The organism is Marinobacterium zhoushanense, from assembly GCF_014641945.1.
In the GTDB taxonomy this organism is placed as follows: domain Bacteria; phylum Pseudomonadota; class Gammaproteobacteria; order Pseudomonadales; family Balneatricaceae; genus Marinobacterium_D; species Marinobacterium_D zhoushanense.
Map to the genome: position 1 here is coordinate 1 of NZ_BMIJ01000009.1, position 26,701 is coordinate 26,701.

Genomic DNA, 26,701 nt, shown 5'->3' on the forward strand with positions numbered 1-26,701 from the left:
ATGCCGAACTCAGTCGTGAAACGCGTCATTCATCGCCAGGCACCTAATGATCCCGAGAGGGAGTGAAGAACCCCGGTACCGAAAGGTATCGGGGTTTTTTGCTTTACATCAGCACAACTGGAGGGTTAGGCCCCCATCTCCTCCAGCCGCTGATCTTTGAAGTTCAGGTAGTCTTGATCATACACTGAGAGGAAGCTCAGTGCCGGTTGCAGTCGAGACAACTCCTGTTTCGGCGCAATGCGCCAGTAGTAACGGTATTCGGCGCTGATATCCTGCGCCAAGGTCAGTACAGCAAGCAGGTAGCGGCTACGTTCATCTATGTCGATGCGATCCGTAAGTGCCTCGTCAATTCGAGGCTGCATGCGTATAGCATCGGCAACGTACTGCGGAAGGAACCAGCGCTCGGCCATTCGGGCACCGACCTGAAAATGGTCGAAGCCGAAAAGCTTGGCTTCCTGTTGTCCAAAGTCGGCTGGATCAAGGTTGCCAGCGCCTTTCAGGAACTCCCTATAGCCGGTAAATGCCTGCATCATCAGCGGTAGACCGCAGTCATGCAGCATACCCAAGGTATAGGCATCGTCCTGATTAAGTTTGGTCAGGCGTTGTGAAATACTGACGGAGAGTGTCGCGACATCTTTGGCAGTGTCCCAAAAGCGTTCGAGACGGCCCGTCTTGCTCAGTGTATTGCGTAAAATGGTGAGCCGGACCAGGTTGAATATGCGTTCGAACCCGAGCAGGCTAAGGGCGCGTTCTATGGAGGTCACGGTTACTGCCAATCCGTAAAGCGGGCTGTTGACCGCTTTCAGAATCGTTGAATACAGGGCAACATCCGCTTTTAGTAGCTCAGCAACTCGCTTTTGGTCGGGAAACTCTCGCTTAAGCTCGGCCGCCAATGCCACAAGGATCTCGGGTTGCGGCGGGATTAGGCTGCTGAATCTCTGCTCCATGCACATCCTCTGATCGTCGCACTTGTCGATGGGGGAAAAGCCAGTATAGTGCGCGTTAAATGCATTTTCAGTAGGTCTTTATGTGTATAGTTGAATCTCCGCCCCGTAGACCCTATCTAGCTCGTGGCGGCGGCGTTGAGCGCTGTGGGGCGTGCAGACTGCCGACTGAATCTTGCATCTGCGACCATCGGGAAGAGGTGAAGACACACTGCCAGTTTTGGTTGTTGATGCACCACAACGAGTTCTACAAGCCCACCAATACCGGTCGACTGATCGCAGACTCGGTGGCCGACACTCGAATATTTGAATGGTCGCGCACCGAGCCGCCACAAGAGTTGCTGGATGCCTTGAACGATCCGCGCTACGCGCCCTGTATCGTATTTCCCGCGGGAGATGACTACCAGAATCGCATGATTGATGCGCCGGTCGAATACTCACGTATCCCCGTATTTATCATCTTGGACGGTACCTGGCGCCAGGCGCGACGCATGTTTCGCCATAGCCGTTACCTGCAGCATCTGCCGGTGATAGAACCTCGAACACAGCGTCTCTCCCGTTACTCCCTGCGTCGTTCAACGGTCGAGCATCATCTGTGTACCGCAGAGGTGGCGATAGCGCTACTTGAGCAATTTAATGAGCAGAGGGCGGCTGCACACCTGGAGCGGTATTTCGATCTGTTCAATGGTGAGTATTTTGAATCGCGGCGTAAGTGGGACAGGTCGCCGGAGTAAGGGGAGAGGGCCGGATCGGACCGCAGGCGGTAGCTGATCCGGCGCATTGGCCGCTTAGTGGGTTTCGGCAGCCTCTGACTGAGCCTGCTGCAGCTGCTGGGCGTACAGTGCGTCAAAATTGACCGGAGCCAGCATAAGCGCCGGGAAGCTGGCCTTGGATGCCAGGTTATCGATCGCTTCGCGGGCATAGGGGAACAGCAGGTTGGGGCAGAAGGCACCCAGCGTGTGCTTGGTTTCCGCTTCGCCGAGACCGGCGAGCAGGAAGATACCGGCCTGCTGGACTTCGACCAGGAACGCGGCTTCGCCTTCGTTCTTGACCGTGACGGTCAGGGACAGAATTACTTCAAAGTGCTGATCATCCAGCTTGTTACTGCGCGTGTTGATGTCGAGGTTGACCTCCGGCTGCCAGGGCTTGGTGAAAACCTGGGGAGCGGCCGGTGTCTCCAGTGAAGCATCTTTAAGGTAGACACGCTTGAGGGCGAACTGAGGTTGAGTCTGGTTCTCGGACATCGGTATTTCCTTAGTCAATTGGTTGCGGAGCAGGCTCCGTCAGTAATGGATCCAGCTGGCCCTGTCGTTCGAGCGCAAACAGGTCATCGCAGCCGCCAACATGGGTATCCCCGATAAATATCTGCGGTACGGTATGCGCACCGCCGGCCCGCTCGCGCATCGTCTGACGCAGGCCGGGATCGGTATCCACATCGATGGCGGTATATTTGACGCCCTTATGCTCGAGCAGCATCAGTGCACGACGACAGTAGGGGCACCAGCGGGTGAGGTAGATTTCGACGTTCGGTATCATTTTACGACCGGCATATTCTCGCCGCGCCACTCAGTCATGCCGCCGGAAAGGCGGACCGCTGACGTGAAGCCTGCAGTCTTGAGCTTTTTAGTCGCTGTGCCGGCGGTTTGACCCAGGTTACAGACCACGATCACCGGCTTCTCCTTGTCGAACTTGAGCTCGCTGATGCGGCGCTCGAGGTCGGCCAGGGGCATATGCACGGCACCGGTGATATGGCCGGTATCCCACTCTTTCTTGGAGCGGATATCCAGGATCGAGGCGCCCTCTTTGTTGATCATACGTGTCGCTTCGGCAGGAGAAACGGAGCGGCCCGACTTGCGATTCTCGGTCCATAGCAGCATCGCCAGCGTTAATCCCCAGGCGGCGATGAGGTAATAGTGTTGGGTGGCAAATTCAATCACACGATCCATAACGAGTCCGTAAGCTGAGGGCTGTTAGATAAGCGGCCAAGTATACATGCGCAGGGCGCAGGGGATAAGGTTTGAGCAATGAATTTGGCTGTTGAGGGGGGAGGTGAGGTACACTAACGAGACAATATCTATGCTGTAGAATTGAATTCTAATTCTAAATACCAACCATATAAAATATATATCTCAATGACTGACGCACGCTCAACCAAGGCACTGATTATCCTCGACGGTTTTGGCGTCGAGTCCACTCCCTCTTCGGCGATCCAGGCGGCGAGCACGCCAACCTGGGACAAGCTGCTGGCAACTAAGCCCAATAGCCGTATCCACACCTCCGGCTTGGCCGTCGGTTTACCAGATGGGCAGATGGGTAACTCCGAAGTGGGCCACATGAATATCGGCGCAGGTCGCATCGTTTATCAGAACCTGACCCGAATCACCAAGGCGATTGAGGATGGGGCGCTTTTTGAAAATCCCGTGCTGGTCGCGGCGATGGATAAAGCGATAAACGCGGGTCGTGCGGTACACCTTATGGGCCTGTTGTCACCGGGTGGTGTGCACAGTCACGAAGAGCATATCTTTGCACTTGCCGAAATGGCAGCTAAGCGCGGTGCCAAGGAGATCTATCTGCACGCGGTGCTGGATGGTCGCGATATGCCGCCGCGCTCTGCTGAACCTTCGATCGCTGCCGCAGAAACAAAATTCCGCGAGCTGGGCGTCGGTGCAATCGCCACAGTTGTCGGTCGCTACTATGCGATGGATCGTGATAACCGCTGGGAACGGGTTGAGCTGGCCTACAATGCCATGACCACAGGTGAGGCACCGCAGCACGCGCAGTCCGCGCAACAGGCGCTGGCCGAGGCTTACGTGCGCGATGAGAACGACGAGTTCGTCACGGCGACGGTGATCACCGACATGGCTGGTCATCCCAAGGGGTTGGTGAAGGATGGCGATACCGTCATCTGCGCCAATTTCCGTCCCGACCGCTCGCGGGAGATCACTCGCTGTTTCGTCGAGGACGAGTTCGACGGTTTTGCGCGCAAGGCCCGTCCGGCTCTGGCCGACTACGTCATGATGACCGAATATGCAGCGTCGATTCCGGCCAGCTGCGCCTACCCGCCAGCTAAAATCAGTAACGGTCTTGGCGAATATCTCTCCTCCATCGGCAAGACTCAACTGCGTATTGCTGAGACCGAAAAGTATGCCCATGTCACCTTCTTCTTCAACGGTGGCGAAGAGGCGGTTTACCCGGGCGAAGAGCGTATTCTGGTGCCGTCGCCGCAGGTCGCGACCTATGACCTGAAGCCGGAGATGAGTGCGCCTGAGGTCACTGACAAGCTGGTCGAGGCGATCCTCAGTCGCAAATTCGACCTGATCGTGTGCAACTTCGCCAACGGCGACATGGTGGGGCATACCGGCAAATTCGATGCGGCGGTCAAGGCGGTGGAAACCTTGGATCAGTGCCTGACCCGCGTGCTGGCGGCGATGGCCGAGGTCGAGGGTGAAACCCTGATCACCGCCGACCACGGCAACGTTGAACTGATGGTTAACCCGGATAGTGGTGAGCCGCATACATCGCACACCAGCTGGCCGGTAGCGCTGATCTATGATGGCCCCAGAGCCGAGAGCCTGTCCCTTGACGATGGCGCTTTGTGTGATCTGGCACCGACACTGCTGGCTTTGCTTGGACTTGAGGCGCCCGCCGAGATGACCGGTAAAAGCCTGGTCCACCTGAGCTAAGGGCGACTGCCGCTGAATGCGATTCTTGCTCACAGTGCTGATTCTGCTGGTGTCGCTGCCGCTGAAGGCGGCGACCGATTCCGAGAAGCAGGCCACCGAGGCGCAGATCAAGGCACTGCAGCAGGAGATCAGCCAGCTGCAGAAGGGTATTGGCCAGCAGCAGACGGCGCAGCAGAAGCAGGAGCAGGCGTTACGTGAGAGCGAAAAGCGCATCGGCGAGGTCAGTGCCCAGCTGAGAGCGCTGAACGCCGAACTCGAGGGATTGGATGCCGATCTGGGCACGCTCAGTCAGCGCCAGAGCGAACTGGAGCGGCAGGTTTCGGCCAGCGCCGAGCGGGTGCGACAGCAGTTGCGCGCCCAGTATCGCGATGGCCGACAGCCGCAGCTACAGTTGATGCTGAGCGAACAGGATCCGGCTCGGGTCGAGCGTCTGCTTTACTACTATGACCTGTTGAATGCCAAGCTTGTTGAACAGCTTCGTATCTATCGCACACAGCTTGCTGCCCTGGCATCGACCCGCGACCAGGCCACATCCACCAGTGACCGAATACTGCAAAAGCGGGAAGAGCTTGAGCAGCAACAGCAGGAGCTGGCCCAGGCCCGTGAAGCGCGGACAGCATCGATTGCGAAGATCAAAGCGTCGCTGAAGGAGGATCGCCAGCGGCTGGCCAGCCTGAAGTCGAACCGCGAGCAGCTGGAGGCGTTACTGGCCCAGATCGTCGAATCGCTCAAGCGCGCTAAATTGCAAACTGCCGACCAGGCGTTTGCCTCGCTCAAGGGTAAGTTGGCCTGGCCGCTTGATGGCAAGGTGGTACGTCGTTTCGGCGATAAGGTAAACGGCTTGTCCTACGAAGGAGTTTTGATCGAGTCCGGTGTCGGGCGTGAGGTCCATGCGGTGCACGGCGGGCGGGTCGTATTTGCCGATTGGTTGCGCGGGTACGGACAGCTGTTGATCATCGATCATGGGGACGGCTATATGAGTTTGTATGGACACAACCAGAGTCTGCTGCGTGACACCGGTAGCTGGGTTCGTCCAGGCGCGTTGATCGCCACGACCGGTGAGAGTGGGGGCTACGAAGAATCCGGGCTCTATTTCGCCATCCGACACCGTGGCCAGTCGATCGACCCGGGCCCCTGGTTGTCACGTCGATGATATTCATCTCAAGGATAATGCTATGAAGCTGATCGCCGATCTGAAACACACCTCTCTCGCGCTTGCTCTCGGTACAGCACTTGCGCTGCCGGTGCAGGGGTGGGCGGCGGAGCCGGAGGCCGAGCAGCAGGAGAGCGTACCGGCGCTACCGCTGGAAGAGCTGCGCATGTTCGCTGAGGTATACGGCCGGATAAAAGATGCTTATGTCGAGCCTGTGGATGACCGGGAACTGCTGCAGGATGCCATTCGCGGCATGCTGGCGGGGCTCGACCCCCACTCCAGTTATCTGGAGCCGGACGCGTTCGAAAGCCTGCAGGTACACACCAGCGGCGAGTTCGGCGGCCTCGGAATCGAGGTAGGCATGGAGGACGGCTTTGTCAGGGTGATTGCGCCGATCGACGATACCCCGGCGCAGCGCGCCGGCATCAGGGCGGGTGATCTGATCATCAAGATCGACGATACGCCGATGCAGGGGCTTGGCTTGAACGAAGCGGTGGAGATGATGCGCGGCGAGATTGGCAGCGAGATCCGCCTGACCATAGTTCGCGACGGTATCGAAAAGCCGTTCGAGGTCAAACTGGTACGCGACGCCATCAAGGTGGTCAGCGTCAAGCACAAACTGCTTGAGCCCGGATACGGCTATCTGCGCATTACCCAGTTCCAGCTGAATACCGCCGCTGACCTGCGCAAGGCGCTGGCCAATATGGGCAAGGAACAGCCACTCAAAGGGCTGGTGCTGGATCTGCGCAACAACCCCGGCGGCGTATTGCAGGCTGCGGTCGATGTGGTTGATACCTTTATCGATAAGGGGCTGGTGGTGTACACCGAGGGCCGCCTGCCCAGCTCGCAGCTCAAATTCAGTGCCACCAGTGAAACGCCGGCACCGAACCTGCCATTGGTGGTGTTGATAAACGGTGGCTCAGCGTCCGCCTCGGAGATCGTCGCCGGAGCACTGCAGGATCACCATCGCGCAGTGCTGATGGGCACCGACAGTTTCGGTAAGGGCTCGGTGCAGACCGTGCTGCCGCTGGGTAGCGATCGTGGCCTTAAACTGACCACCGCACGCTACTTCACCCCGAACGGGCGCTCGATTCAGGCCCAGGGCATACAGCCTGACCTGATGGTCGAAGAGGGACGGCTGACGGAGGTGGTACATGAGGACTTCATCAAGGAGCGTGACCTGGCTGGACATCTGGAAAACGCGGCGGTGATGCAACCGGTCAGCAATGGTGATGACGGACTCGCCCAGCGCGATTTCCAGCTCTATCAGGCGCTGAATCTGCTCAAGGCGCTCAATATCGTCTCCACCGGTAGCCAAGGTTAAGTTCGATGGGGCGATTGCTGATCGGCCTGCTGATCGGCTTCCTGGTTGCGGGCGGCGTGACGGCATCTGATCAGGCGCTCTGGCGCCAGCAGGGGCCAAAAATGGTGCTGATCATCGATGATCTCGGCACCAATCTGCGTTTGGGGCAGGCGGCCTTGGCGCTACCGGGGCCCATCACCTACGCGGTGTTGCCGCTCACGCCCCACTCTCGCCGTTTGAGCCAGGAAGCGGAGCGCATGGGCAAGGAGGTGATCCTGCACGCGCCGATGGCCAACCTGCAGCAGCTGAAACTGGGCCCCGGCGCACTGACCTTGGCGCAGAGCAAACAGCAACTGCAGGCAACGCTGCAGGCGGATCTGGATGCGGTGCCTGAGGCGATCGGCGTTAACAACCATATGGGCAGTCTGATGACCCAGCGTGCCGAGCCCATGGCCTGGGTGATGGAGGTGCTGCGCGAGCGCGGACTGTTCTTTATCGACAGTCGGACCACGGCGCAAACCCGGGCCTATGCAAGTGCGCTGCACGCCGGAATTCCCGCTCTGGAGCGCGATGTGTTTCTCGACAATGAGCGCAGCACTGCGGCGATCGAGGCGCAGTTCCTGCGTGCCGTTGACCTGGCCCGGCGTCAGGGCAGCGTGGTCGTAATTGGACACCCCTATCCGGAGACCGTTGGCTTTCTGGCCCAGGCACTGCCGGCGCTGGGCGAATACGGCATCACGCTGATGTCGGCCTCCGCCTACCTGGCTGAGCAGCGGGACACTCTGCAGCGCCAGTGGGCTCGGGCGCGAGCTGAGGCCGGCGTCACGCCTGGCCAATAGTGCCCGCTTTCCCCGCAACCAACCCCATCAGACACTGCAGGCACTGCAGGGCAAGCAACAAGGCTATGGCATAAAGCCAGCTGCCGCTGAGATCGTTCAGCGTGCCGATCACCAATGGTCCTGTCGCCGCGATCAGATACCCCACCGACTGCGCCATCGCCGACAGCGCGACAGCCTGGGTTGTGCTATTGGTGCGCAGCGCGAACAGGGTCAGGGCAAGGCTCAGGGCCGCGCCACCACTGACGCCGATCAGGCATGACCAGAGCAGCGGAGCCTGGCTCGGTGCCAGCATCAGCCCTGTCAGCCCCGCAGTGCCCAGCAGGGCGATGATCAGGATCAGAACGCGCTGGTCCTTGAGTCGGGTAGCCAGCAGCGGTGTCACCAGGCTGGCCGGGATACCGGCCAGGTTGACCAGTGCCGCGGCGACGCCGGCATGCGCATCGCTAAGGCCGCTGTCGATCAGTATGTTGGGCAACCAGGTGATCACCGAGTAGAAGTTGGTCGATTGCAGGCCCATGAATCCGGTTATCGCCCAGGCACGGCCATTGCGCCAGAGGCTGATATGGGCTGCTTGCGGCGGCCTGTAGGTGCGACTATGCACCCGTAGCAGGTAGAGCCAGGGCAGGATGCACAGCGGGGGCAGGATCGCCCAGAGTGTCATCGGGGCGCGCCAGTTGTCGAACATGTCACGCAGCGGCACGGCCAGATACACACCGAGCCCCGCGCCTATGCCTAGGGTGACCGTGTACAGCCCGGTCATGACGCCCGGATGGCGCGGGAAATAGCCTTTGACCAGGCCCGGAATCATCACGTTGAGCACGGCGATGGCCGCGCCCAACAGCAGGGTGCCGGCAAGAATCAGAGGAAACTCAGAGGTGATGCGCAGCAGCGCCCCGACTGTGATCAGCAGCAGGCCGAGGATCACCAGCTGAGGCGGTTCCAAACGGCGTGCCAGCGCCGGTACCAGGGAGGACACGACACCGAAGCAGATCAGCGGCAGGGTGGTCAGCATGCTGAATTGACTGGCGTTGAACGCCAGACTGGCCCGGATATCCTCGACCAGAGGCCCTACCACCACGATACCGCCGCGAAGATTGGCGGCGGTGAGCAGGATTGCAGCTATGGCGATGGCAAACGCCAGCGGGCGGCCATCGAATGGGCCTTTGAACGGTTCCGACATCTCTGTTCCTTATCCTGTCCCTGGTTGGTGTCGTCGAGGGACACAAGCACGATTTTGCGCCGCTAAGAGTAACCGTTATTACACTTTTAGGGTAGGCCTGTATCGGCTGGTGAAAACGATTGGATCTTAAGGGGGGGAGCGGGAGGGCACCGCGAAGGTGCCCGGTATGTGCAGGATCAGCCCTGACGGAACAGTCCCTGGGCCAGTCGGGCCCACTGTTCCGGCCAGAACTCGGTGGGACGGCGCTTGAACTCGCTGCGCACGAACTGACGAATCCTGCCCTCCGCGGTGGCCAGAATCAGGTTGGCGGCTGAGCCCGCCGGGATCTCGGTACGCAGACCTTCGCGCACCTCGGCTTCACGCATGATCTGCTTGAGCTGGGTTTCCAGCCGTTCGAACAGCTGGTTGACCCGGGTGCGCAGGCGCTCGGTTTCGCCGGACAGGGCATCGCCGGTGAGGATGCGTGCCATGCCCGGATTTTTTTCGACGAAGGCTAGCAGCAGGGTCAGGATCTGCTCGCACTGGCGCTTGCCGCCGGCGTCGGAGCCGACGATCAGATTGACGCGGGAGAACAGGGTGTCCTCGATAAAACCGATCAATCCTTCGAACATGCGCGCCTTGCTCGGGAAGTGGCGGTAGAGCGCCGCTTCCGAGACGCCCACTTCACGGGCGAGGGCGGCGGTGGTGATCCGCTGCCCAGGGTTGACCTCCAGCATCTGGGCCAGGGACTGCAGAATCTGTTCGCGGCGGGAAACCTTCTGTTCCAGCTGTTGTTCGCTCATCCGCCGTCCTTAGCCCAGGTTCTTGTTGGTGATCAGGGTACCGACACCGACATCGGTGAAGATCTCCAGCAGGCAGGAGTGCTCGACCCGACCGTCGATGATATGGGCGCTGGTGACACCGCATTTCACCGCGCTGAGAGCGCAACCGATCTTCGGTAGCATGCCACCGTAGATGGTGCCGTCCTCGATCAGGTCATCGACCTGGCGGGTGGACAGGCCGGTCAGCACCTTGCCATCCTTGTCCAGGAGGCCAGCGATATTGGTCAGCAGGATCAGCTTCTCCGCCTGCATAACCTCGGCGACCTTACCGGCAACCAGGTCGGCGTTGATGTTGTACGACAGACCGTTCTCATCAACACCGATCGGTGCGATCACCGGGATGAAATCGGAGTTGACCAGCATATCCAGCACCTTGATGTTAACCTTCTCGACCTCGCCAACATGGCCGATATCGATGATCTCCGGGGCTTCCATCTCCGGTGTCTTGTGCTTGACCTTGAGCTTGCGCGCGCGCAGCAGCTCGCCATCCTTGCCGGTCAGGCCGATCGCCTTGCCGCCGGCGGCGTTGATCAGGCCGACGATCTCCTTGTTGACCATGCCGCCGAGCACCATTTCGACCACGTCCATGGTGGCTTCGTCGGTGACGCGCATGCCGTTGATGAAGTGAGACTGGATATTCAGCTTGTCCAGCAGGTCGCCGATCTGCGGGCCACCACCGTGGACGACGATCGGGTTGATGCCGATCAGCTTCATCATCACGATGTCGCGGGCGAAGCTGGCCTTGAGTTTCTCGTCGGTCATGGCGTTGCCGCCATACTTGATCACCAGCGTCTTGCCGACGAAGCGCTGGATATAGGGCATCGCTTCGGACAGCACCTTGGCTGTAGAGATCGCCTGGTCACGGGTCAGGGGCATAGTTCTCGTCCTTTTGTCTTGGGTTACCGCGTTGGCTCACGCACTCGACTTATTCATTGGGAATGTCGAGGCTGGCATCAACGCTGTGCAATCGGGTCTGGAATTCGTTACGGATGCGCGCCAGCGCGGCCTCGGTTTCGGCTTCGAAGCGCAGTACCAGCACCGGGGTGGTGTTGGAAGCGCGCACCAGGCCCCAGCCATCAGCATAGTCCACGCGCACGCCGTCGATACGGCAGGCGTCGCCGCCGGGGAAGTCGAGCTGCTGCAGCGCTGCGACGATCTGGAACTTGTTATCTTCAGTGACCTGGATATTGATCTCCGGTGTGCTCAGATCCTCCGGATAGGCGCTGAAGATCGCATCGGCGGTCTCCTCGCGCTTGGCCAGGATCTCGAGCAGGCGGACGGCGCTGTACAGGCCGTCGTCGAAGCCGTACCAGCGTTCCTTGAAGAAGATATGGCCGCTCATCTCGCCGGCCAGCAGGGCACCGCACGCCTTCATCTGGCGCTTGATCAGCGAGTGACCGGTCTTCCACATGGTCGGCTTGCCGCCGGCCTGGGCGATCACCTGCGGCAGCAGGCGTGAGCATTTAACGTCGAACAGGATCTCGGCGCCGGGATTGCGTGACACCACATCCTCGGCAAACAGCATCATCACCCGGTCCGGATAGACCACCTTGCCCTTCTCGGTAACCACGCCGACCCGATCGCCGTCGCCGTCGAAGGCCAGGCCCAAATCGGCGCCGGTCTCCGCCACCTTGGCGATCACATCCTGCAGGTTCTTCAGCTTACCCGGATCCGGGTGGTGGTTGGGGAAGGTGCCGTCCACGTCGCAGAACAGCGGAACGATCTCGACGCCCAGGCGCTGGATCAGCTCTGGGGCGAGGATGCCGGGGATACCGTTGCCGCAGTCGACCACCACCTTGAGCGGGCGGCTGACATGGACATCGCCGGTGATGCGCTGCAGGTAGGCCTCGGCCACATCCTCTTCACGGCGTGAGCCCTTGCCCTCGCTGTAATCGCGCTGTTCGATGCGCTGGCGTAGCCCCTGGATCTCGTCGCCGGACAGGGTGTGGCCGGAGAGCATCATCTTGAAGCCGTTGTAGTCGGACGGGTTATGGCTGCCGGTGATCATGATGCCGGTCTGGTGCGCACGCTGATGGGCGGCGAAATAGAGCACCGGCGTCGGTACGTAGCCGATATCGATGACGTCACAGCCGCCATCGCGCAGCCCCTCGGTCAACACCTCTTTCATGCGCGGACCGGACAGGCGGCCATCGGCACCGACCACCACCTCGCCGATGCCCAGGGCGTGGGCACTGGCCGCAAATGCACGGCCCAGATGGTAGACCAGTGGCTCGGTCAGTGACTCGCCGACGATGCCGCGGATGTCATAGGCGCGGAAAACGCCGGCGTCGAATGTGTCGAGTTCAAAGCTCATAACGGGCTCCTTGCAGTCTGTTCGAATCAGTGGCGGCCAGAGGAGCCGAAACCGCCGTCACCGCGATCGCTGTCGGTGAACTCCTCGACCACCTCGAAGTCCGCCTGCACAACCGGTACCAGCACCATCTGAGCGATACGCTCACCCGGCTCGACGGAAAAGGTGGTATGGCCGCGGTTCCAGCAGGAAACGAACAGCTGGCCCTGATAATCGGAGTCGATCAGGCCGACCAGGTTGCCCAGTACGATGCCGTGCTTATGCCCCAGACCGGAGCGCGGCAGGATCATCGCGCACAGGTTAGGGTCTTCGATATGGATCGCCAGACCGGTGGGGATCAGCTCCGTCTGACCCGGTTCCAGCGTGATCGCCTGGTCCAGGCAGGCGCGCAGATCGAGCCCGGCAGAGCCTTCGGTGGCATAGGTGGGCAGCGGGAACTGCTCGCCGATACGGGAATCAAGAATCTTAACCTGTAGTTTTTGCTTGCTCATTGAGATGTCTGGCTATCCGGTTGATCAGCTGGCGGGCCAGCTGCTGTTTGTGGGTCTGGGGCAGGGACTCGACACTGTCAGGCCCTACCAGGGTGACGGCGTTCTCGTCGCTGTTGAAGCCGATGCCGGGCGCGGACACGTCGTTGGCCACGATCAGGTCCAACCTCTTGCGGGCCAGCTTGTCCTGGGCGTAAGCCACCACATCGCGGGTCTCGGCGGCAAAGCCGACGGTAAAGGGGCGATTCTTGGATGAGGCGACGGTGGCGACAATATCCGGGTTCTTGACCAGGTGCAGCTCCATTATCTCCTCGCTGCCCTTCTTGATCTTGTGCTCGGCCACCGACACCGGTCGATAGTCGGCGACCGCCGCGGCGGCGATAAACAGATCGCAGTCGGCTAGCCCCTCCAGCGAGGCGTCCAGCATCTGCTGGGCGCTCTCGACCTGTACGCACTGCACCCGGTCGGGCACGGCGATACTGACCGGTCCCGAGATCAACCGCACCCGGGCGCCGGCATCGCGTGCCGCTGCAGCGAGGGCGTAGCCCATCTTGCCGGAGCTGTGGTTGGAGATATAACGCACCGGATCCAGCGCCTCGCGGGTGGGGCCGGCGGTGATATATACGGTACGACCGCTCAGGGCCAGGGTTTCGAACTGATCCGACGCCAGCTCGGCCAGCTCGACCGGCTCCAGCATCCGGCCCGGGCCGGTATCGCCGCACGCCTGTTCGCCGACGCCGGGGCCGAAGATCTTGACGCCGATGCTGGCTTTTAACTTATCCACATTCTGCTGGGTACGGGGGTCGCGCCACATCGCCTGGTTCATCGCCGGCGCCAGGCAGATCGGCGCGTCGCTGGCCAGGCACAGGGTGGTGAGCAGGTCATCGCCCATGCCAGCTGCCAGGCGGGCGATGAAATCGGCACTGGCCGGCGCGACCAGAATCAGATCGGCCCACTTGGCCAGCTCGATATGCCCCATGCCAGCTTCGGCCTCGGGGTTGAGCAGTTGCAGGTGGACCGGATTGCCCGACAGCGCCTGCAGCGTCAGCGGGGTAATGAACTCGGTGGCCGCTGGTGTCATGACCACGCGGACATCGGCACCGGCCGCTTTGAACAGTCGGGTCAGCTCGGCACTCTTGTAGGCCGCGATGCCGCCGGTGATACCCAACAAAATCCGGCGGTTAGTAAGTCTGTGCATACCCTGTGTATCCGATGATAGCTGGATGATCTGATGGGCTGAATGAGCGCTTTAAGATACCATCTTGGCATTGCATTGCGTAGTGTGGAACGATGACATGATGGCCACAGGGAGGTGGACAATGGCGATATCAGACTGGCCGGCGCAGGAGCGGCCGAGGGAAAAACTGCTGGCAAAGGGTGCGGCATCGTTGTCCGATGCCGAACTGCTGGCGATCTTTCTGCGCACCGGCGTGAAGGGCAAGAGTGCGGTGGATCTGGCACGGGAGCTGCTGAACCGCTTTGGCGGCTTGCGGCCGCTGATGGAGGCATCGCAATCGCAATTCTGCTCAGCATTGGGTCTCGGTCAGGCCAAGTATGTACAGCTGCAGGCGGTGATGGAGATGTCGCGCCGGCATCTGGCCGCCCAGCTGGAGCGTGGTTCGGCACTTGAGAGTCCGCAGGCGGTGCGGCAATACCTGGCGGCGCAGCTACGGCACGAGAACCGCGAGGTGTTTGCCTGTCTGCTGCTGGATAATCGGCATCGGGTGATCCGCTACGAGGCGCTGTTCTTCGGCACCATCAATGCGGCCAGTGTTTATCCCCGCGAAGTGGTGGCGCTGGCGCTTCGCCATCAGGCCGCGGCGATGATACTGGCACACAACCATCCCTCCGGTGTGGCCGAGCCCTCCCAGGCGGACCGGCAGATCACCGATCAGCTGGTGCGGGCGCTGGCGCTGGTCGAGGTTCGAGTGCTCGATCATCTGGTGGTGGGCGATGGCGAGAGCGTCTCCTTTGCCGAGTGCGGGTGGTTATGATTGGCGATTAAATAGACAAAAGGCTGGCTTTGGCCGTCGCCGATCTGTATTATACGCGGCCTTCTATCCCTTAATGGTACGGTATTCAGTTCGGTTTATTGGACGCTCCGCCTGAGAGAGTAGCTGCACCGCTCTCGATAAACATCGGATAGAGGTTAATAGAGAACCCCTAGATTAAGGTTTAAAACAATGTCTCGAGTTTGCATGGTAACGGGTAAAGGCCCGGTAACCGGAAACAACGTTTCCCACTCTCAGCGCAAGACGCGTCGTCGCTTCCTGCCGAACCTGCACTGGCACCGCTTCTGGGTTGAGAGCGAAAACCGTTTCGTACGTCTGCGTGTCTCCTCCAAGGGCATGCGTATCATCGACAAGAAGGGCATCGACACAGTTCTGACCGAACTGCGTGCCCGCGGCGAGAAAGTCTGAGGAGATTTGAATCATGGCTAAAGGCGCACGCGAGAAGATCCGCCTGGTATCCTCTGCCGGTACCGGTCACTTCTACACCACCGACAAGAACAAGCGTAACACTCCGGACAAGTTCGAATTCAAGAAGTACGATCCGGTAGTACGCAAGCACGTCATCTACAAGGAAGCCAAGATCAAGTAATCTTGATCTGGTTTCAGAAAGCCCCGGTAGAGATGCCGGGGTTTTTTTATGTCTTTTCACTACATTTCGACGGGTGCATCCGATGCCGTACACGGGTGCGACATCAGGGGGCGCGAATTGAACTGCGCCCCCGTTCGCGGCGGTGTATGCTGCCGGGTTCTGTTAAACGCTGTTTGCTGGTCGAGCAATCGGCGTGTAAAACGGGACCGCAGTTCGTCAGGGCGGTGGATACCGTTGCATGTATCGCAACAGCCAACTCTGCGGTAGGAACCGACGCAGCAGATCTAGGGTGGGATCCTGAGTTAATAGACTATTACGAGACGTAATACGATGAAGATCAAGCAGAAGCTTATCCTCGCTTTTGTCGCCAACACCCTGCTGGTGAGCGTTCTACTCTCTCTATTCAGTATCAAACAGTCTCGGGACGCGGCGGAAAACCGCTTTGAAGAGAGCAGTGCGCTTCAACTGCAGGCGGTTGATGACTCGTTCAGCAGCTTCTTTCAGGATATCGGTCGCGATATCGAACTGCTGGCGCAGGGGCCGGTTCTGCAGCAGGTCGCGGACAATATAGCGACCTACTTTAACGGTTCGGAACAGCAGATGACCCCGCTGCAGAACGGCGAGCCGGAGGCCGGCATCTATCGTCATCTGGAGCGCTTCGCCGATACCCATCCCGGCTTCTCCTACGTCTATATGGGCACCGAGCACGGCGGTTATATCCAGTGGCCGCAGGGCAAGATCACGGCGGGTTATGATCCGCGTAAACGGCCCTGGTATATCGATACCCGTGCCAAGCCGGGCGGTGTGGTGTTTGGGGATGCCTACTATTGGGCCGGGGATGACATCACCCTGGTGCCGGTGTCGCGTACCTTTACTGATGCCAGCGGTAAGCTCGCTGGTGTCTTGGCTGCTGACGTGTCGTTGTCGTCGCTGACGGAGATGGCGCGGCAGGTCAAGCTGGGCGAGCGGGGCTATCTGCTCCTGGTTGAGGACACCGGCAAGGTACTGGTCGATGCGTCCAACCCTGAACATAACTTCAAGAACCTGAAAGAGCTGCCGGGCAGTGCCTATCAGCAATTGGCCCAGGCACGCGCCGGCCTGCTCAAGGTTAGGCTCGATGGCGAGGAGTATGAGGCCCGGATCCACCAGTCTACGGCGCTGGGCTGGAAGTTGATCGCACTGATGCCCAGAAGTGAAATATTGGCGCCGGCGATGGCGCTGATGTGGACGACCCTGGGTATCACTGCACTGGTGCTGCTGGTGGTTTGCGTACTGGCTATCTGGCTCTCCGGCATGCTGGCCAAACCTATTTTGCTGGTCCGTGATGGACTGAAAGAGATCGCCCAGGGCGGCGGCGATCTGAGAGGGCGTCTGAGCGTGGTCAGCCGCGATGAAGCCGGTGATCTGGCCACCTGGTTCAACCAGTTCCTCGATTCCCTGCAGGGCCTGGTGACCCAGGTGAACCAGAGTGCACTGGAGGTCGCCAGCGTATCGGCCCAGGCGCAAACCAGCGCCGCTGCGGTGGACCGTGCCAGTGAGCATCAGCTGCGTGAGGTCGAGAGTATGGTTGCCGCGGTAAACGAGATGTCGGCAACCGCCAGCGATGTGGCTCGCAGCTGTGCACAGACGGCGGATGCCGCGGCTGCCAGCCAGGAGGCCAGCGATAGCGGTAAGCGGATCATGGCCAACACCGAGCGCAGTGTGCGCCAGTTGGGTGAGCAGGTCGCGCAGTCGGTGCAGTATATCGGGCAGCTGGAGCAGGAAACCGGGCAGATCAACACCATTCTTGAAGTGATCCGCGGCATTGCCGAGCAGACCAACCTGCTGGCGCTGAACGCGGCGATCGAGGCCGCCAGAGCCGGCGACTCCGGTCGCGGTTTCGCGGTGGTGGCCGATGAGGTACGCACGCTGGCGCAGCGTACTCAGGTATCGACTGAGGAGATCGGCGCCCTGGTCGAGCGGTTGAATACACGCACCCAGCAGGTGGTGAATACCATGGCGGCCAGTCAGTCCAAGTCGAAGGAAACGGTCGGTCTGTCTGAGCAGGCGCATAAAGCCTTTGAACAGATTAAGCAGGCGGTCGACCGGATCACCGATATGGCGACGCAGATCGCCAGTGCAGCGGAGCAGCAGCATCAGGTGTCTGAGGGGATCAACGGCAATATCGAGGCGATCCACGGCGCCGCCAATGAAGTTAACCAAGTCTCCGCCGAGGTGGCAGATAACTCTTCCCGTCAGGCGGCGTTGGCGACTAAGCTGACAGCTTTGATGAAGGCCTTCCGGGTCTGATTCCTCTTAGGGTCCTGTCTGTGGAGGCGGGCGGCGGTTACGCCGGGCCGCCTCCGGCATAAACAGGTATCGATGGAGCGATACTGCGATGTCCTGCTCGTCACGTTTGAAACAGCTGATACCCCTGGTCTTCGTACTGCTCTGGAGTACGGGGTTTATCGGCGCCCGTTTTGGTCTGCCCTACATCGAACCGTTCAATTTCCTCTTCGTGAGGATGTTGCTGACGCTGGTCGTGTTCGCCGGGCTGATGCTGATATTGCGCTCGCGCTGGCCAAATAGCCGCCAGGCGTTGCATCAAATGGTTGTGGGCACTCTGGTGCATGCGGGCTATCTGGGCGGGGTGTTCGCCGCGATACGTTGGCAGATGCCGGCCGGGGTGACCTCGCTGATCGTCGGCTTGCAACCGCTGTTGACTGCGGTGCTGGCCTGGCTGCTTTGGCAGCAGCGGCTGCGTCTGGTGCAGTGGTGTGGGCTGGTGCTTGGGCTGCTGGGGGTCGTTCTGGTACTGCAGGGCGGTAATCGTCTGAACCAGTTCGAGCTGGCACCGGCGGCGCTGATCGCGGTGCTGGTAGCATTGGGCTCGATTTCAGTTGGCACGCTGTATCAAAAACGCTTTGGCCAGGGTGTTGATCTGGTTACGGGGTCATTCTTTCAATATCTGGCCACCGCCATCTGGATGGGGATGCTCACCTGGGGCTTTGAAACCGGAGAGATCGATTGGCAGCCGGAGCTGATTGGCGCGATGGCCTGGTTGGTGCTGGGCTTGTCGGTTTCGGCGATACTGCTGTTGATGCTGATGATCCGCGAGGGCGAGTCCGCTCGGGTCGCCAGTTACTTCTATCTGGTGCCGCCGGTAACGGCAGTTGAAGCCTGGTGGTTGTTCGACGAGCGGCTTGGCTTCCTAGCGCTGTGCGGTGTGGCGGTAACGGTAGCCGGAGTGTTTCTGGTCCTGCGGCCGCAGGCTCGTTAATCGAAATGGAAAGAGTGGATGCCGGAATTACCAGAGGTTGAAACCAGTCGCGCGGGGATCGAGCCCCATTTGCAGGGGGTCAAAATCACCCGCCTGGTGGTGCGGCAGCCGCAGCTGCGCTGGCCGATACCGGCCGATCTGGCCGCGAATCTGGAGGGGCAGCGTGTGCAGGCGGTGTGCCGGCGCGGCAAGTATATCCTGATCGCGGTGAACGGCGGCGCGGCGTTGCTGCATCTTGGCATGTCGGGCAGCGTACGGATCCTGCCTCGGGGGACGCCGGCCGGCAAGCATGATCATGTGGATCTGGAGCTGGAGAGCGGACAGATGCTGCGCCTAACCGACCCGCGCCGCTTCGGTGCACTGCTATGGCAACCCGAGGGCGAGTTGCATCCGCTGCTGGCCTCGCTGGGGCCGGAGCCGCTGTCGGAGGCGTTCGATGCCGAGTATCTGCTGCGCTGCTGCAAGGGACGGCGCAGCGCCATTAAGGCGCTGATCATGGATAGTCATGTCGTGGTCGGAGTCGGCAATATCTATGCGAACGAAGCACTCTATATGGCGGGTATCGATCCACGTCGAGCGGCCGGTCGGATTTCGGCTGAGCGTCTTGCGCGCCTGGTCGAGGCGATCAAGAGTGTATTGACCCGCGCTATCGCCCAAGGTGGTACTACGTTGAGGGATTTTGTCGGCGGCGACGGAAAGCCCGGGTATTTCAGCCAGCAACTGCATGTCTATGGCCGTGCTGGCGAGCCCTGCCCAGGTTGTGGTGCGCGACTGCAAGAGGTGCGCCTGGCGCAACGCAGTACGGTTTACTGTAAGCTCTGTCAGAAGTAGTGCCGCTTACCGGTGCTGGTTATCGGTGCTGATAGTTACGGAGAATGCATGAACCGTCCCGCTGAATATTTCGCACCACCGCAGTTCGATCCGCTGGACGATCCGATCCGCGCTGAGCTTCGTGCGAAGCTGGGTTTGGCGCCGTTCCTGAAACAGCGTGAAGCCTTCCGTATCGGTCCGGATGGGATACATTGTGAGTACTACCATCATGCCGACAGTGCGCCGCTGATCCTGTTCCTACCGGGAATTGGCACCTACTGCGAGCTGTACGCCGAGCTGCTGGCGTCGCTCAGTGCAAAAGGGTTCAACGTGGTCGGAGTCGATCCCCGCGGTCATGGCTATTCCGACGGGCGGCGTGGCGAATACACCGTTGAACAGAGCATCTGCGATCTGGAGCGGGTGGTGACGGCACTGCAGCCGCGCAGCAATGGTCGGGTCGGTGTTTACGGGTACTCGATTGGCGCGATGCTGGCGGTGGCGCTGGCGGAACGCGACGAGCGGATCTCGGCGGTGCTCTGTGGCACGCTGCTACTGACCGAGGTGCCGCCCGATATTCTGCACCAGTTCGGTTGGTTCTGGACCTGGGGTACGGCACAGGTCTTCCCCTCCCTGCGCCTGCCGTTGCGCTCGTTCATCGATTACGACGCGCTGCTGGCCGGGAATCCGGCGGGCGAGGCGATCAACGATGACCACCGGGTGGTGTTCGATTACCCGCTGAGAACCCTGTCCAGCCTGTTTACCCATCGCGCCGGGGTGACTAAACAGCGCTACGATTTTCGGGCGGCGATCATTCAGGGTGAGCACGACGAGGTGCTGCCGTTGGACTACACTCAGCGCGTACTGGCGGCACTGGAGCACCCGTTTGAGCTGCTTGCTGTCCCTGGTGAGGGGCATATGATCCCCTGGGACAATCCGCGCCGACTGACCGCGTTGACCGCAGACTGGTTCCAGCGCGCGCTGGACTGAGCGGACCTGCGTCACCAAAGCGTCAACCGCTGGTCATCGGATTGTCATCTGGGTCTGTGAATAATGCCCTCAGGCTGCACAGACCCGGATGACCGTCATGAACAGACTGCACAAACTGACCGCCATCGATACCCGGATTTTCTACTGGTGCAATGATCTGCACCGGAGTCTCGGCATGGCCCCTGTCAGTCGATTTGTCTCCCGGTTGGGCGATGGTGTGCTGTACCTGCTGCTGGGATTGGGGCTTGCGCTCTGGGAGCAGGAGCTGGGGCTGACCTTTCTCGAGGTTGGCCTGATTGCGTTCGCGCTGGAGCTACCACTCTATCTGCTGCTGAAAAATACCATTCGCCGTGACCGTCCCTGCCACCGTCTGGCCGGATTCAGGGCCGTGATCGAGCCGTCCGACAAGTTCAGTTTTCCATCCGGCCACGCTGCTGCAGCCTTCCTCTTCGCCACCGTGCTGGCAAGCTTTTACCCGACACTGGCCCTCGGCGCGTTCATCGTTGCTGCGATGATCGGCCTGTCGCGCGTGCTGCTGGGGGTGCATTATCCCACCGATATTGCGGCTGGCGCGCTGCTCGGTGTGTGCAGCGGCGTATTGTCGCTGCACCTGTGGGAGATGTTCTGAGGTGCGGATCCTGTATGGCGTCCAGGGTACCGGCAATGGCCACATTACCCGCGCCCGCGTCATGTCCAAGGCGCTGGCCTGTGCTGGTGTCGAAGTCGATTACCTGTTCAGTGGGCGGGCGCCGGAACGGTTCTTCAATATGGAGCCTTTCGGTGATTTCCGGGTGCGTCGCGGGCTGACCTTCTACACCGATGCCGGCAAGGTGCAGCTGGGGCGGACGCTGATCGGCAACAGCCTGGTCCAGCTCTGGCGCGATGCCCGGGCGCTGGATCTGAGCGACTACGACCTGGTGGTGACCGATTTCGAGCCGGTGACCGCTTGGGCCGCTAAACTGAGAGGGGTGCCCAGCGTCGGCATCGCCCACCAATATGCGTTCTGCTATCGGGTGCCCGGCAGCGCAGCGGCGCCCTGGTTGAAACCGGCCCTGGGACTGATGGCGCCGGTGGCGCAGGCGATCGGTGTACACTGGCACCACTTCGATGCACCGATTCTGCCACCGCTGATCGAGCCGCCGGCCTATCCGTTGACCACCACGCCGGGTGAGGTGCTGGTGTATCTGCCATTCGAGAGCCTGGACGCGATCCGCTATGCGTTGCTGGGCTTTCCTGAGTGCCGTTTCTTGATCTATGCCGGTGTCGAAACGCAGCGGAGCGAACAGAACCTGGTGATCAAGCCCTTCTCCCGAGATGGCTTCCAGCGCGATCTGGCCAGCTGCGATGGCGTGATCGCCAACGCCGGCTTCGGTTTGTGCAGTGAAGCGATTCAGGCCGGTAAGAAACTGCTGGTCAAACCCCTGGCCAACCAGGTTGAACAGGCGGCCAATGCCACTGCACTGAGCGACCTGGGTCGGGCGGTCGTCATGACCGGGCTGGAAACCGGCGCTATAGGCGACTGGCTTGGTACCTCCAACCCGGCGCCGCTGCCCTGGCCCGACACCGCGTCGGCGCTGGTGGCGTGGTTGCTCGATGGCTGTCGCGAACCGGTGGCGTCACTGTCGCAACGGGTCTGGGCGGGCCATCTGCCAGAACTCGATCGTTCGGTACCCTGATTTAAACAAACTCCCATCACGCACGTATCTGTGGTGCGCTTCCCAACCCCAGCGGGCGCTGTCACTTGTGGGTGTGGGGCTGCTAGTTTGAGGGGAGGGCCGGCTGACCGCGGACCGGTTCAGTTGGGCAGGGAGAATCGGTTGGTCTGAAATGATAAAGGGGCGTATGTTCCGTCATACACCCCTTTCTTGGCGTCCCTATATCCATGCATCGCAACGCTCCATGCGCGCATCCTGCTGTCCAATGATGCGATGTACGCGCCATCCGGGCATTCATTCCCTGAACAGGAGATCCTGCGAACCATTATGACCGCAGTTGCAAAAAAGGATATAGGAATTTTTCCTAGTTTTTCCCGATCTACTTTCGCGGAATTCATGATCGAAGTCTCTAAACACTGCAGAAGCAATGTGTCCGGGCGGATGAGGCCGGCAGGCGAATACGCTAGAATTTCCTCAGAGATCGACAGGACCTCTGTAATCCTTCCGGTTGTCATGTAAATGTCATCATACTGTCGTCAAATGCGAATCCAGAACTAAGGAATACACCGTGGCTTTCAGCAACAGTCAGCGTTTTTACCCCGATACCCGTATGCGTCGAATGCGTGCCGACGATTTTTCCCGTCGAATGATGCGCGAAAATCGCCTGACGCCCGATGACCTGATCTACCCCATGTTTGTAATCGAGGGTAAAGGGGAAAAGGAAGCGGTGGCCTCCATGCCCGGCATCGAACGACTGAGCATCGATCTGCTGGTGCGTGAGGTGAAAGAGGTTGCCGCGCTGGGGATCCCGGCCGTGGCACTGTTCCCGGTGACGCCGTTGAGCGCTAAATCCGAGCTGGCGGAGGAAGCCTATAACCCGAATGGGCTGGCCCAGCGCGCGGTGCGGGCGATCAAGGATGCGGTGCCCGAGCTCGGCGTGATTACCGACGTGGCGCTGGACCCGTTCACCACCCACGGCCAGGACGGCATTATCGATGAGCGCGGCTATGTACTGAACGACCGCACCGTCGAGACGTTGGTGCGCCAGGCGCTGTCCCACGCCGAGGCCGGTGCCGATATCGTCGCACCGAGCGATATGATGGATGGCCGTATCGGCCAGATCCGCGACGAGCTGGAGGACAACAGCTATGTCAATACCCGCATCATGGCCTACTCTGCCAAGTATGCCAGTGCTTACTACGGTCCTTTCCGGGACGCGGTGGGCTCGGCGGGGAATCTGGGTAAAGGCAACAAGTTCAACTACCAGATGGACCCGGCCAACAGCGATGAAGCCCTGCATGAGGTGGCACTGGATCTGGCGGAAGGCGCCGACATGGTGATGGTGAAGCCGGGCATGCCCTATCTGGATATCGTGCGCCGAGTCAAAGAGGAGTTGAAGGTACCGACCTTCGCTTACCAGGTCAGTGGCGAGTACGCGATGCATATGGCCGCCTTCCAGAACGGCTGGCTGGATGAAGAGAGTGTGATGCTGGAGTCGCTGCTGGCATTCAAGCGCGCCGGTGCCGATGGCATCCTGACCTATTTTGCAATGAGGGCGGCGCGTCTGTTAAACCGCTAATCTATTACTGGCAGGGAAATGATGGATCTGAATACGGGAGTCGCCGAGATGAGTGAGAGCGCCGAGCTGGAACAGGCCTGCGAAGCGACGGTCGCACTGCGCGACAGTCGTGAAAGCTTGCCGACGATCGACCCGATCGAAGCTCCGCCGGTGGATCTCAAGGCGCCCGAGCTCTATATCAACCGTGAGCTGAGTCACCTGCAGTTCAACGTGCGCGTGCTGGAGCAGGCGCTGGACGAGAAGCAGCCGTTGCTGGAGCGGTTGATGTTCCTGCTGATCTTCTCCAGCAACCTGGACGAGTTCTTCGAGATTCGTGTTGCCGAGCAGATGCGCCAGCTCAAATATGGCCGTGAAGCGGTTGGGCCCGATGCCATGCATCCGCAGAAAGTGCTGGAGAAGATCCGCGAGATCTGCGAGGTCAACGTGGAGCGCCAGTACCGCATTCTTAACGAAATCATGCTGCCGGCGCTGGAGCGGGAGGGGATCCATTTCCACCGTCGCGGCACCTGGACCCCTGAACAGCGGGCCTGGGTCGAGGAGTACTTCAATGAGAAGGTGGTACCGGTGATCAGTCCGATCGGACTCGATCCATCGCACCCCTTCCCACGCCTGGTCAACAAGAGCCTGAACTTCATCGTCGAGCTCGACGGCAAGGATGCGTTCGGTCGCGAAACCGGCATGGCGATCATCCCGGCCCCGCGCTCGCTGCCACGGCTGATTCGGCTGCCGGATGAGCTGTGCGACGGTGGTGACAACCTGATCTTCCTGTCATCGATCATTCACGAGTTCGCCGACACCCTGTTCCCGGGAATGACGGTGGACGGCTGTTACCAGTTCCGCATCACCCGCAACGCCGACCTGTCGTTCGATTTCGAAGAGATCGAAGACCTGGCGCGTACCCTGCGGGGCGAGCTGCACTCGCGCAAGTTCGGCGATGCTGTGCGCCTGGAGGTGGATAACCGCACGCCGGAGCACCTGATCGCCTTCCTGCAGGAGGAGTTCAAGCTGCCCACCGCGCACCTGTACCGCGTCGACGGTCCGGTCAATCTGACCCGTCTGATGGCGGTACGGGATCTGATCGAGCGCAAGGAGCTGAGCTGGGATCCGTTTACCCCGGGGCTACCCAACAAGCTGAAGAGCTCCGAAGATATCTTCTCCGCGCTGAAGCGGGGCGATCAGCTGCTGCTGCACCCTTTCCAGTCGTTCACGCCGGTGATCGACCTGCTGCGACAGTCGGCCAAGGACCCGGAGGTGATCGCGATCAAACAGACGCTGTACCGCACCGGTGTGAAGTCCGATATCGTCAATGCGCTGGTTGAAGCGGCGCGCGCCGGTAAGGAGGTGACCGTGGTCATCGAGCTGCGCGCCCGCTTCGACGAGGAGAGTAACCTGCAGTTGGCCAGCCGCCTGCAGGAAGCCGGCTGCCTGGTGGTCTACGGCGTGGTTGGATACAAGACCCACGCCAAGATGATGCTGGTGGTGCGTCGCGAGGGGCACAAGCTGGCGCGCTACTGCCACCTGGGCACCGGTAACTACCATTCGGGTACCGCGCGCCTGTATACCGATTACAGCTACATGACCGCAGACGAGCAGGTCGGTGAGGATGTGCACAAGATCTTCCAGCAGCTCACCGGCATGGGCAAGATTCAGAAGTTGCAGAAGCTGTATAACGCGCCATTCACGCTGCACGCCAAGATGATCGAGCTGATTCATAACGAGATCCGCAACGTCAAGGCGGGCAACGAGGGACATATCGTCATCAAGGTCAACGGCCTGACCGATCCGAAGCTGATTCGTACCCTGTACGAAGCCTCTCAGGCCGGGGTCCAGATCGATCTGATCATCCGTGGCATGTGCCGTCTGCGGCCCGGGCTGGAGGGGATCTCGGAGAATATCCGGGTGCGCTCGATCATCGGCCGCTTCCTCGAACATACCCGGGTCTACTGGTTCGCCAACGCCGGCAAGCCGACGGTGATCTGCTCCAGCGCCGACTGGATGGAGCGCAACATGCTCAATCGCGTCGAAACCGGGTTCGAGCTGTACGGTAAGCACGCCGCCCGCATCCGCAGTGAACTGGACTACTACCTGCGCGACAACTGTCAGAGCTGGGAGCTGCACTCCGATGGCAGCTATACCCAGAACCAACCCGGCGAGGGTGAGGAGCGGTTCAGCGCCCAGCAGACGCTGCTTAACGAACTGGCCAACGCCTAACCGACGAGACCTACCTGCTGGTCAGCTGGGCGGCATAGCCGCTTTCGAAATCCGGGTGGATAAAACGGTACCCGCTGGCTTTGATCCGCAGGTTGCGACAGCGTTTGCTGCCGCCCCTGCGCACCGCCTGCCTCTCGATTATCTGACTGCCCGTTTGCTGGGCCAGCCAGTCCATCACCTCGGCGATCGGCGCCGGCCGATCGTCGCTGGCCAGGTAGATCGGTGCCAGTCGCTCGCCCGAGCGATCAAGTCTGATCAGATGGGCTAATATACCTGCACAATCATCCCGATGGATTCGATTGCTATAGTGTATGGGGGTATCGGGCGCAACGATGCCGTTGCGGACCTGATTGAGCAGGTGGTTGCGTCCCGGGCCGTAGATGCCGGAGAAGCGCACCACCGTGGCCGGGAACTCGGCGGAGAGGGCCATCTGCTCGCTCTCCAGCAGGATACGGCCGGTCGTGCTGTCCGGCAGGGATGGGCTGAACTCATCCACCCACTGGTGGTCATCCTGGCTGTACACGCTGGTGGAGCTGGTCAGCAACAGGCGCTTGGGCGGCCGGGGCAGTGCGGACAGTACTCGGCGTAAGCCGTCAACGTAGACGGCACGGTAGACGGCCGGATCCCGGCTTTTGGCCGCGGCGCAGTACACCAGGTAGTCGCAGGCGGGCAAAGGCGGTACGCCATCGGCGCTGGCCAGGTCGGCTGCGATTGGCTGGATGGGGGCGGGGAGCTGGTTTATAGTACGCCGCAAACCAAGGACTTCGGCGCCCTCTGCACCAAGCCTGAGGCCTAGAGCGGTACCGACATCCCCGCAGCCGGCAATCAGTATCCGAGTTGTGTGCATCCGGGTCTCCGTGCATTCATTCATTCGGCG

Annotated in this window: 27 protein-coding genes; 16 read left to right on the forward strand and 11 right to left on the reverse strand. The window is 60.5% G+C overall.

Annotation, left to right across the window (positions count from 1 at the left end; genetic code table 11):
* Nucleotides 1-125 precede the first annotated feature (125 nt).
* A complete protein-coding gene (locus IEX40_RS19470; RefSeq protein WP_188751413.1) occupies nt 126-947 on the reverse strand; it encodes an HDOD domain-containing protein in 822 nt (273 codons plus the stop codon).
* A gap of 80 nt (nt 948-1,027) precedes the next feature.
* Between IEX40_RS19470 and IEX40_RS19475 the strand changes: the two genes are divergently transcribed.
* Nucleotides 1,028-1,678 carry a tRNA-uridine aminocarboxypropyltransferase gene (locus IEX40_RS19475; RefSeq protein WP_188751415.1) on the forward strand — a complete coding sequence of 217 codons (651 nt, stop codon included), beginning with the start codon at nt 1,028-1,030 and terminating at the stop codon, nt 1,676-1,678.
* A 54-nt stretch (nt 1,679-1,732) separates the two neighbouring features.
* On the opposite strand, the gene secB is transcribed toward IEX40_RS19475, so the two are convergent.
* Genes secB through IEX40_RS19490 form a run of 3 tightly spaced genes read right to left on the reverse strand, consistent with a single transcriptional unit; the run spans nt 1,733 to nt 2,890 of the window.
* On the reverse strand, nt 1,733-2,188 hold the full coding sequence (secB, locus tag IEX40_RS19480) for a protein-export chaperone SecB (RefSeq protein WP_188751417.1): 456 nt from the start codon (nt 2,186-2,188) through the stop codon (nt 1,733-1,735).
* A 10-nt stretch (nt 2,189-2,198) separates the two neighbouring features.
* Nucleotides 2,199-2,480 carry a glutaredoxin 3 gene (gene grxC / locus IEX40_RS19485; RefSeq protein ID WP_229680857.1) on the reverse strand — a complete coding sequence of 94 codons (282 nt, stop codon included), beginning with the start codon at nt 2,478-2,480 and terminating at the stop codon, nt 2,199-2,201.
* Entirely contained in the window at nt 2,477-2,890 is a 414-nt protein-coding gene (locus IEX40_RS19490) for a rhodanese-like domain-containing protein (protein ID WP_188751419.1), read from the reverse strand. Before IEX40_RS19490 ends, grxC begins: the two co-directional genes overlap by 4 nt.
* Before the next feature lie 186 nt (nt 2,891-3,076).
* Here IEX40_RS19490 and gpmI point away from each other — a divergent pair, with 186 nt between their 5' ends.
* The 4 genes from gpmI to IEX40_RS19510 are packed head-to-tail and all read left to right on the forward strand — an operon-like array spanning nt 3,077 to nt 7,922.
* Complete coding sequence (gene gpmI / locus IEX40_RS19495; protein WP_188751421.1) at nt 3,077-4,627, forward strand: 2,3-bisphosphoglycerate-independent phosphoglycerate mutase; 1,551 nt, start codon at nt 3,077-3,079, stop codon at nt 4,625-4,627.
* Between the two features lie 16 nt (nt 4,628-4,643).
* Nucleotides 4,644-5,780: a murein hydrolase activator EnvC family protein gene (locus IEX40_RS19500; RefSeq protein ID WP_188751423.1), complete on the forward strand. Its 1,137-nt coding sequence runs from the start codon at nt 4,644-4,646 to the stop codon at nt 5,778-5,780.
* A gap of 22 nt (nt 5,781-5,802) precedes the next feature.
* A complete protein-coding gene (locus IEX40_RS19505; protein WP_188751425.1) occupies nt 5,803-7,104 on the forward strand; it encodes a S41 family peptidase in 1,302 nt (433 codons plus the stop codon).
* A gap of 5 nt (nt 7,105-7,109) precedes the next feature.
* Nucleotides 7,110-7,922: a divergent polysaccharide deacetylase family protein gene (locus IEX40_RS19510; protein WP_188751427.1), complete on the forward strand. Its 813-nt coding sequence runs from the start codon at nt 7,110-7,112 to the stop codon at nt 7,920-7,922.
* On the opposite strand, the gene IEX40_RS19515 is transcribed toward IEX40_RS19510, so the two are convergent.
* The 6 genes from IEX40_RS19515 to coaBC form a co-directional block, all read right to left on the reverse strand.
* Nucleotides 7,906-9,102, reverse strand: coding sequence for a CynX/NimT family MFS transporter (locus IEX40_RS19515; RefSeq protein ID WP_188751430.1), 1,197 nt, complete (start codon nt 9,100-9,102; stop codon nt 7,906-7,908). The genes IEX40_RS19510 and IEX40_RS19515 overlap by 17 nt on opposite strands.
* A 176-nt stretch (nt 9,103-9,278) precedes the next feature.
* Nucleotides 9,279-9,884 carry a nucleoid occlusion factor SlmA gene (gene slmA, locus IEX40_RS19520; RefSeq protein ID WP_188751432.1) on the reverse strand — a complete coding sequence of 202 codons (606 nt, stop codon included), beginning with the start codon at nt 9,882-9,884 and terminating at the stop codon, nt 9,279-9,281.
* 9 nt (nt 9,885-9,893) lie between these two features.
* Complete coding sequence (argB, locus tag IEX40_RS19525) at nt 9,894-10,799, reverse strand: acetylglutamate kinase (protein ID WP_188751435.1); 906 nt, start codon at nt 10,797-10,799, stop codon at nt 9,894-9,896.
* Between the two features lie 49 nt (nt 10,800-10,848).
* Complete coding sequence (locus tag IEX40_RS19530; RefSeq protein WP_188751436.1) at nt 10,849-12,237, reverse strand: phosphomannomutase/phosphoglucomutase; 1,389 nt, start codon at nt 12,235-12,237, stop codon at nt 10,849-10,851.
* Nucleotides 12,238-12,263: 26 nt separating this feature from the next.
* Nucleotides 12,264-12,725 (reverse strand): dUTP diphosphatase, encoded by a 462-nt coding sequence (dut, locus tag IEX40_RS19535; RefSeq protein ID WP_188751438.1) that lies wholly within the window; start codon nt 12,723-12,725, stop codon nt 12,264-12,266.
* Complete coding sequence (gene coaBC / locus IEX40_RS19540; protein WP_188751440.1) at nt 12,700-13,920, reverse strand: bifunctional phosphopantothenoylcysteine decarboxylase/phosphopantothenate--cysteine ligase CoaBC; 1,221 nt, start codon at nt 13,918-13,920, stop codon at nt 12,700-12,702. Before coaBC ends, dut begins: the two co-directional genes overlap by 26 nt.
* Before the next feature lie 121 nt (nt 13,921-14,041).
* On the opposite strand from coaBC, the gene radC reads away from it, so the two are divergent.
* The 11 genes from radC (at nt 14,042) to ppk1 (ending at nt 25,824) form a co-directional block, all read left to right on the forward strand.
* Nucleotides 14,042-14,716, forward strand: coding sequence for a RadC family protein (gene radC, locus IEX40_RS19545; protein ID WP_188751442.1), 675 nt, complete (start codon nt 14,042-14,044; stop codon nt 14,714-14,716).
* Between the two features lie 189 nt (nt 14,717-14,905).
* The gene (rpmB, locus tag IEX40_RS19550) at nt 14,906-15,142 is read left to right on the forward strand and encodes a 50S ribosomal protein L28 (protein WP_036188265.1); all 237 of its coding nucleotides are present in this window, start codon (nt 14,906-14,908) and stop codon (nt 15,140-15,142) included.
* A 13-nt stretch (nt 15,143-15,155) separates the two neighbouring features.
* Nucleotides 15,156-15,323, forward strand: coding sequence for a 50S ribosomal protein L33 (gene rpmG, locus IEX40_RS19555; protein ID WP_027854336.1), 168 nt, complete (start codon nt 15,156-15,158; stop codon nt 15,321-15,323).
* A 330-nt stretch (nt 15,324-15,653) separates the two neighbouring features.
* Nucleotides 15,654-17,612: a methyl-accepting chemotaxis protein gene (locus IEX40_RS19560; protein WP_188751444.1), complete on the forward strand. Its 1,959-nt coding sequence runs from the start codon at nt 15,654-15,656 to the stop codon at nt 17,610-17,612.
* Between the two features lie 88 nt (nt 17,613-17,700).
* Nucleotides 17,701-18,582, forward strand: coding sequence for a DMT family transporter (locus IEX40_RS19565; RefSeq protein ID WP_188751446.1), 882 nt, complete (start codon nt 17,701-17,703; stop codon nt 18,580-18,582).
* Between the two features lie 18 nt (nt 18,583-18,600).
* The gene (gene mutM / locus IEX40_RS19570; protein ID WP_188751449.1) at nt 18,601-19,413 is read left to right on the forward strand and encodes a bifunctional DNA-formamidopyrimidine glycosylase/DNA-(apurinic or apyrimidinic site) lyase; all 813 of its coding nucleotides are present in this window, start codon (nt 18,601-18,603) and stop codon (nt 19,411-19,413) included.
* A 48-nt stretch (nt 19,414-19,461) separates the two neighbouring features.
* On the forward strand, nt 19,462-20,379 hold the full coding sequence (locus tag IEX40_RS19575) for an alpha/beta hydrolase (protein ID WP_188751451.1): 918 nt from the start codon (nt 19,462-19,464) through the stop codon (nt 20,377-20,379).
* A gap of 97 nt (nt 20,380-20,476) precedes the next feature.
* Nucleotides 20,477-21,007: a phosphatase PAP2 family protein gene (locus tag IEX40_RS19580; RefSeq protein ID WP_188751453.1), complete on the forward strand. Its 531-nt coding sequence runs from the start codon at nt 20,477-20,479 to the stop codon at nt 21,005-21,007.
* A gap of 1 nt (nt 21,008) precedes the next feature.
* Nucleotides 21,009-22,055, forward strand: coding sequence for an MJ1255/VC2487 family glycosyltransferase (locus IEX40_RS19585; protein WP_188751455.1), 1,047 nt, complete (start codon nt 21,009-21,011; stop codon nt 22,053-22,055).
* Nucleotides 22,056-22,602: 547 nt separating this feature from the next.
* Nucleotides 22,603-23,613, forward strand: a complete 1,011-nt coding sequence (gene hemB / locus IEX40_RS19590; protein ID WP_188751457.1) for a porphobilinogen synthase — start codon at nt 22,603-22,605, stop codon at nt 23,611-23,613.
* Nucleotides 23,614-23,661: 48 nt separating this feature from the next.
* On the forward strand, nt 23,662-25,824 hold the full coding sequence (gene ppk1, locus IEX40_RS19595; protein ID WP_188751459.1) for a polyphosphate kinase 1: 2,163 nt from the start codon (nt 23,662-23,664) through the stop codon (nt 25,822-25,824).
* A 10-nt stretch (nt 25,825-25,834) separates the two neighbouring features.
* Here the strand turns inward: ppk1 and IEX40_RS19600 are convergent, their stop codons facing one another.
* Nucleotides 25,835-26,671, reverse strand: a complete 837-nt coding sequence (locus IEX40_RS19600; protein ID WP_188751460.1) for an SDR family oxidoreductase — start codon at nt 26,669-26,671, stop codon at nt 25,835-25,837.
* Nucleotides 26,672-26,701 lie beyond the last annotated feature (30 nt).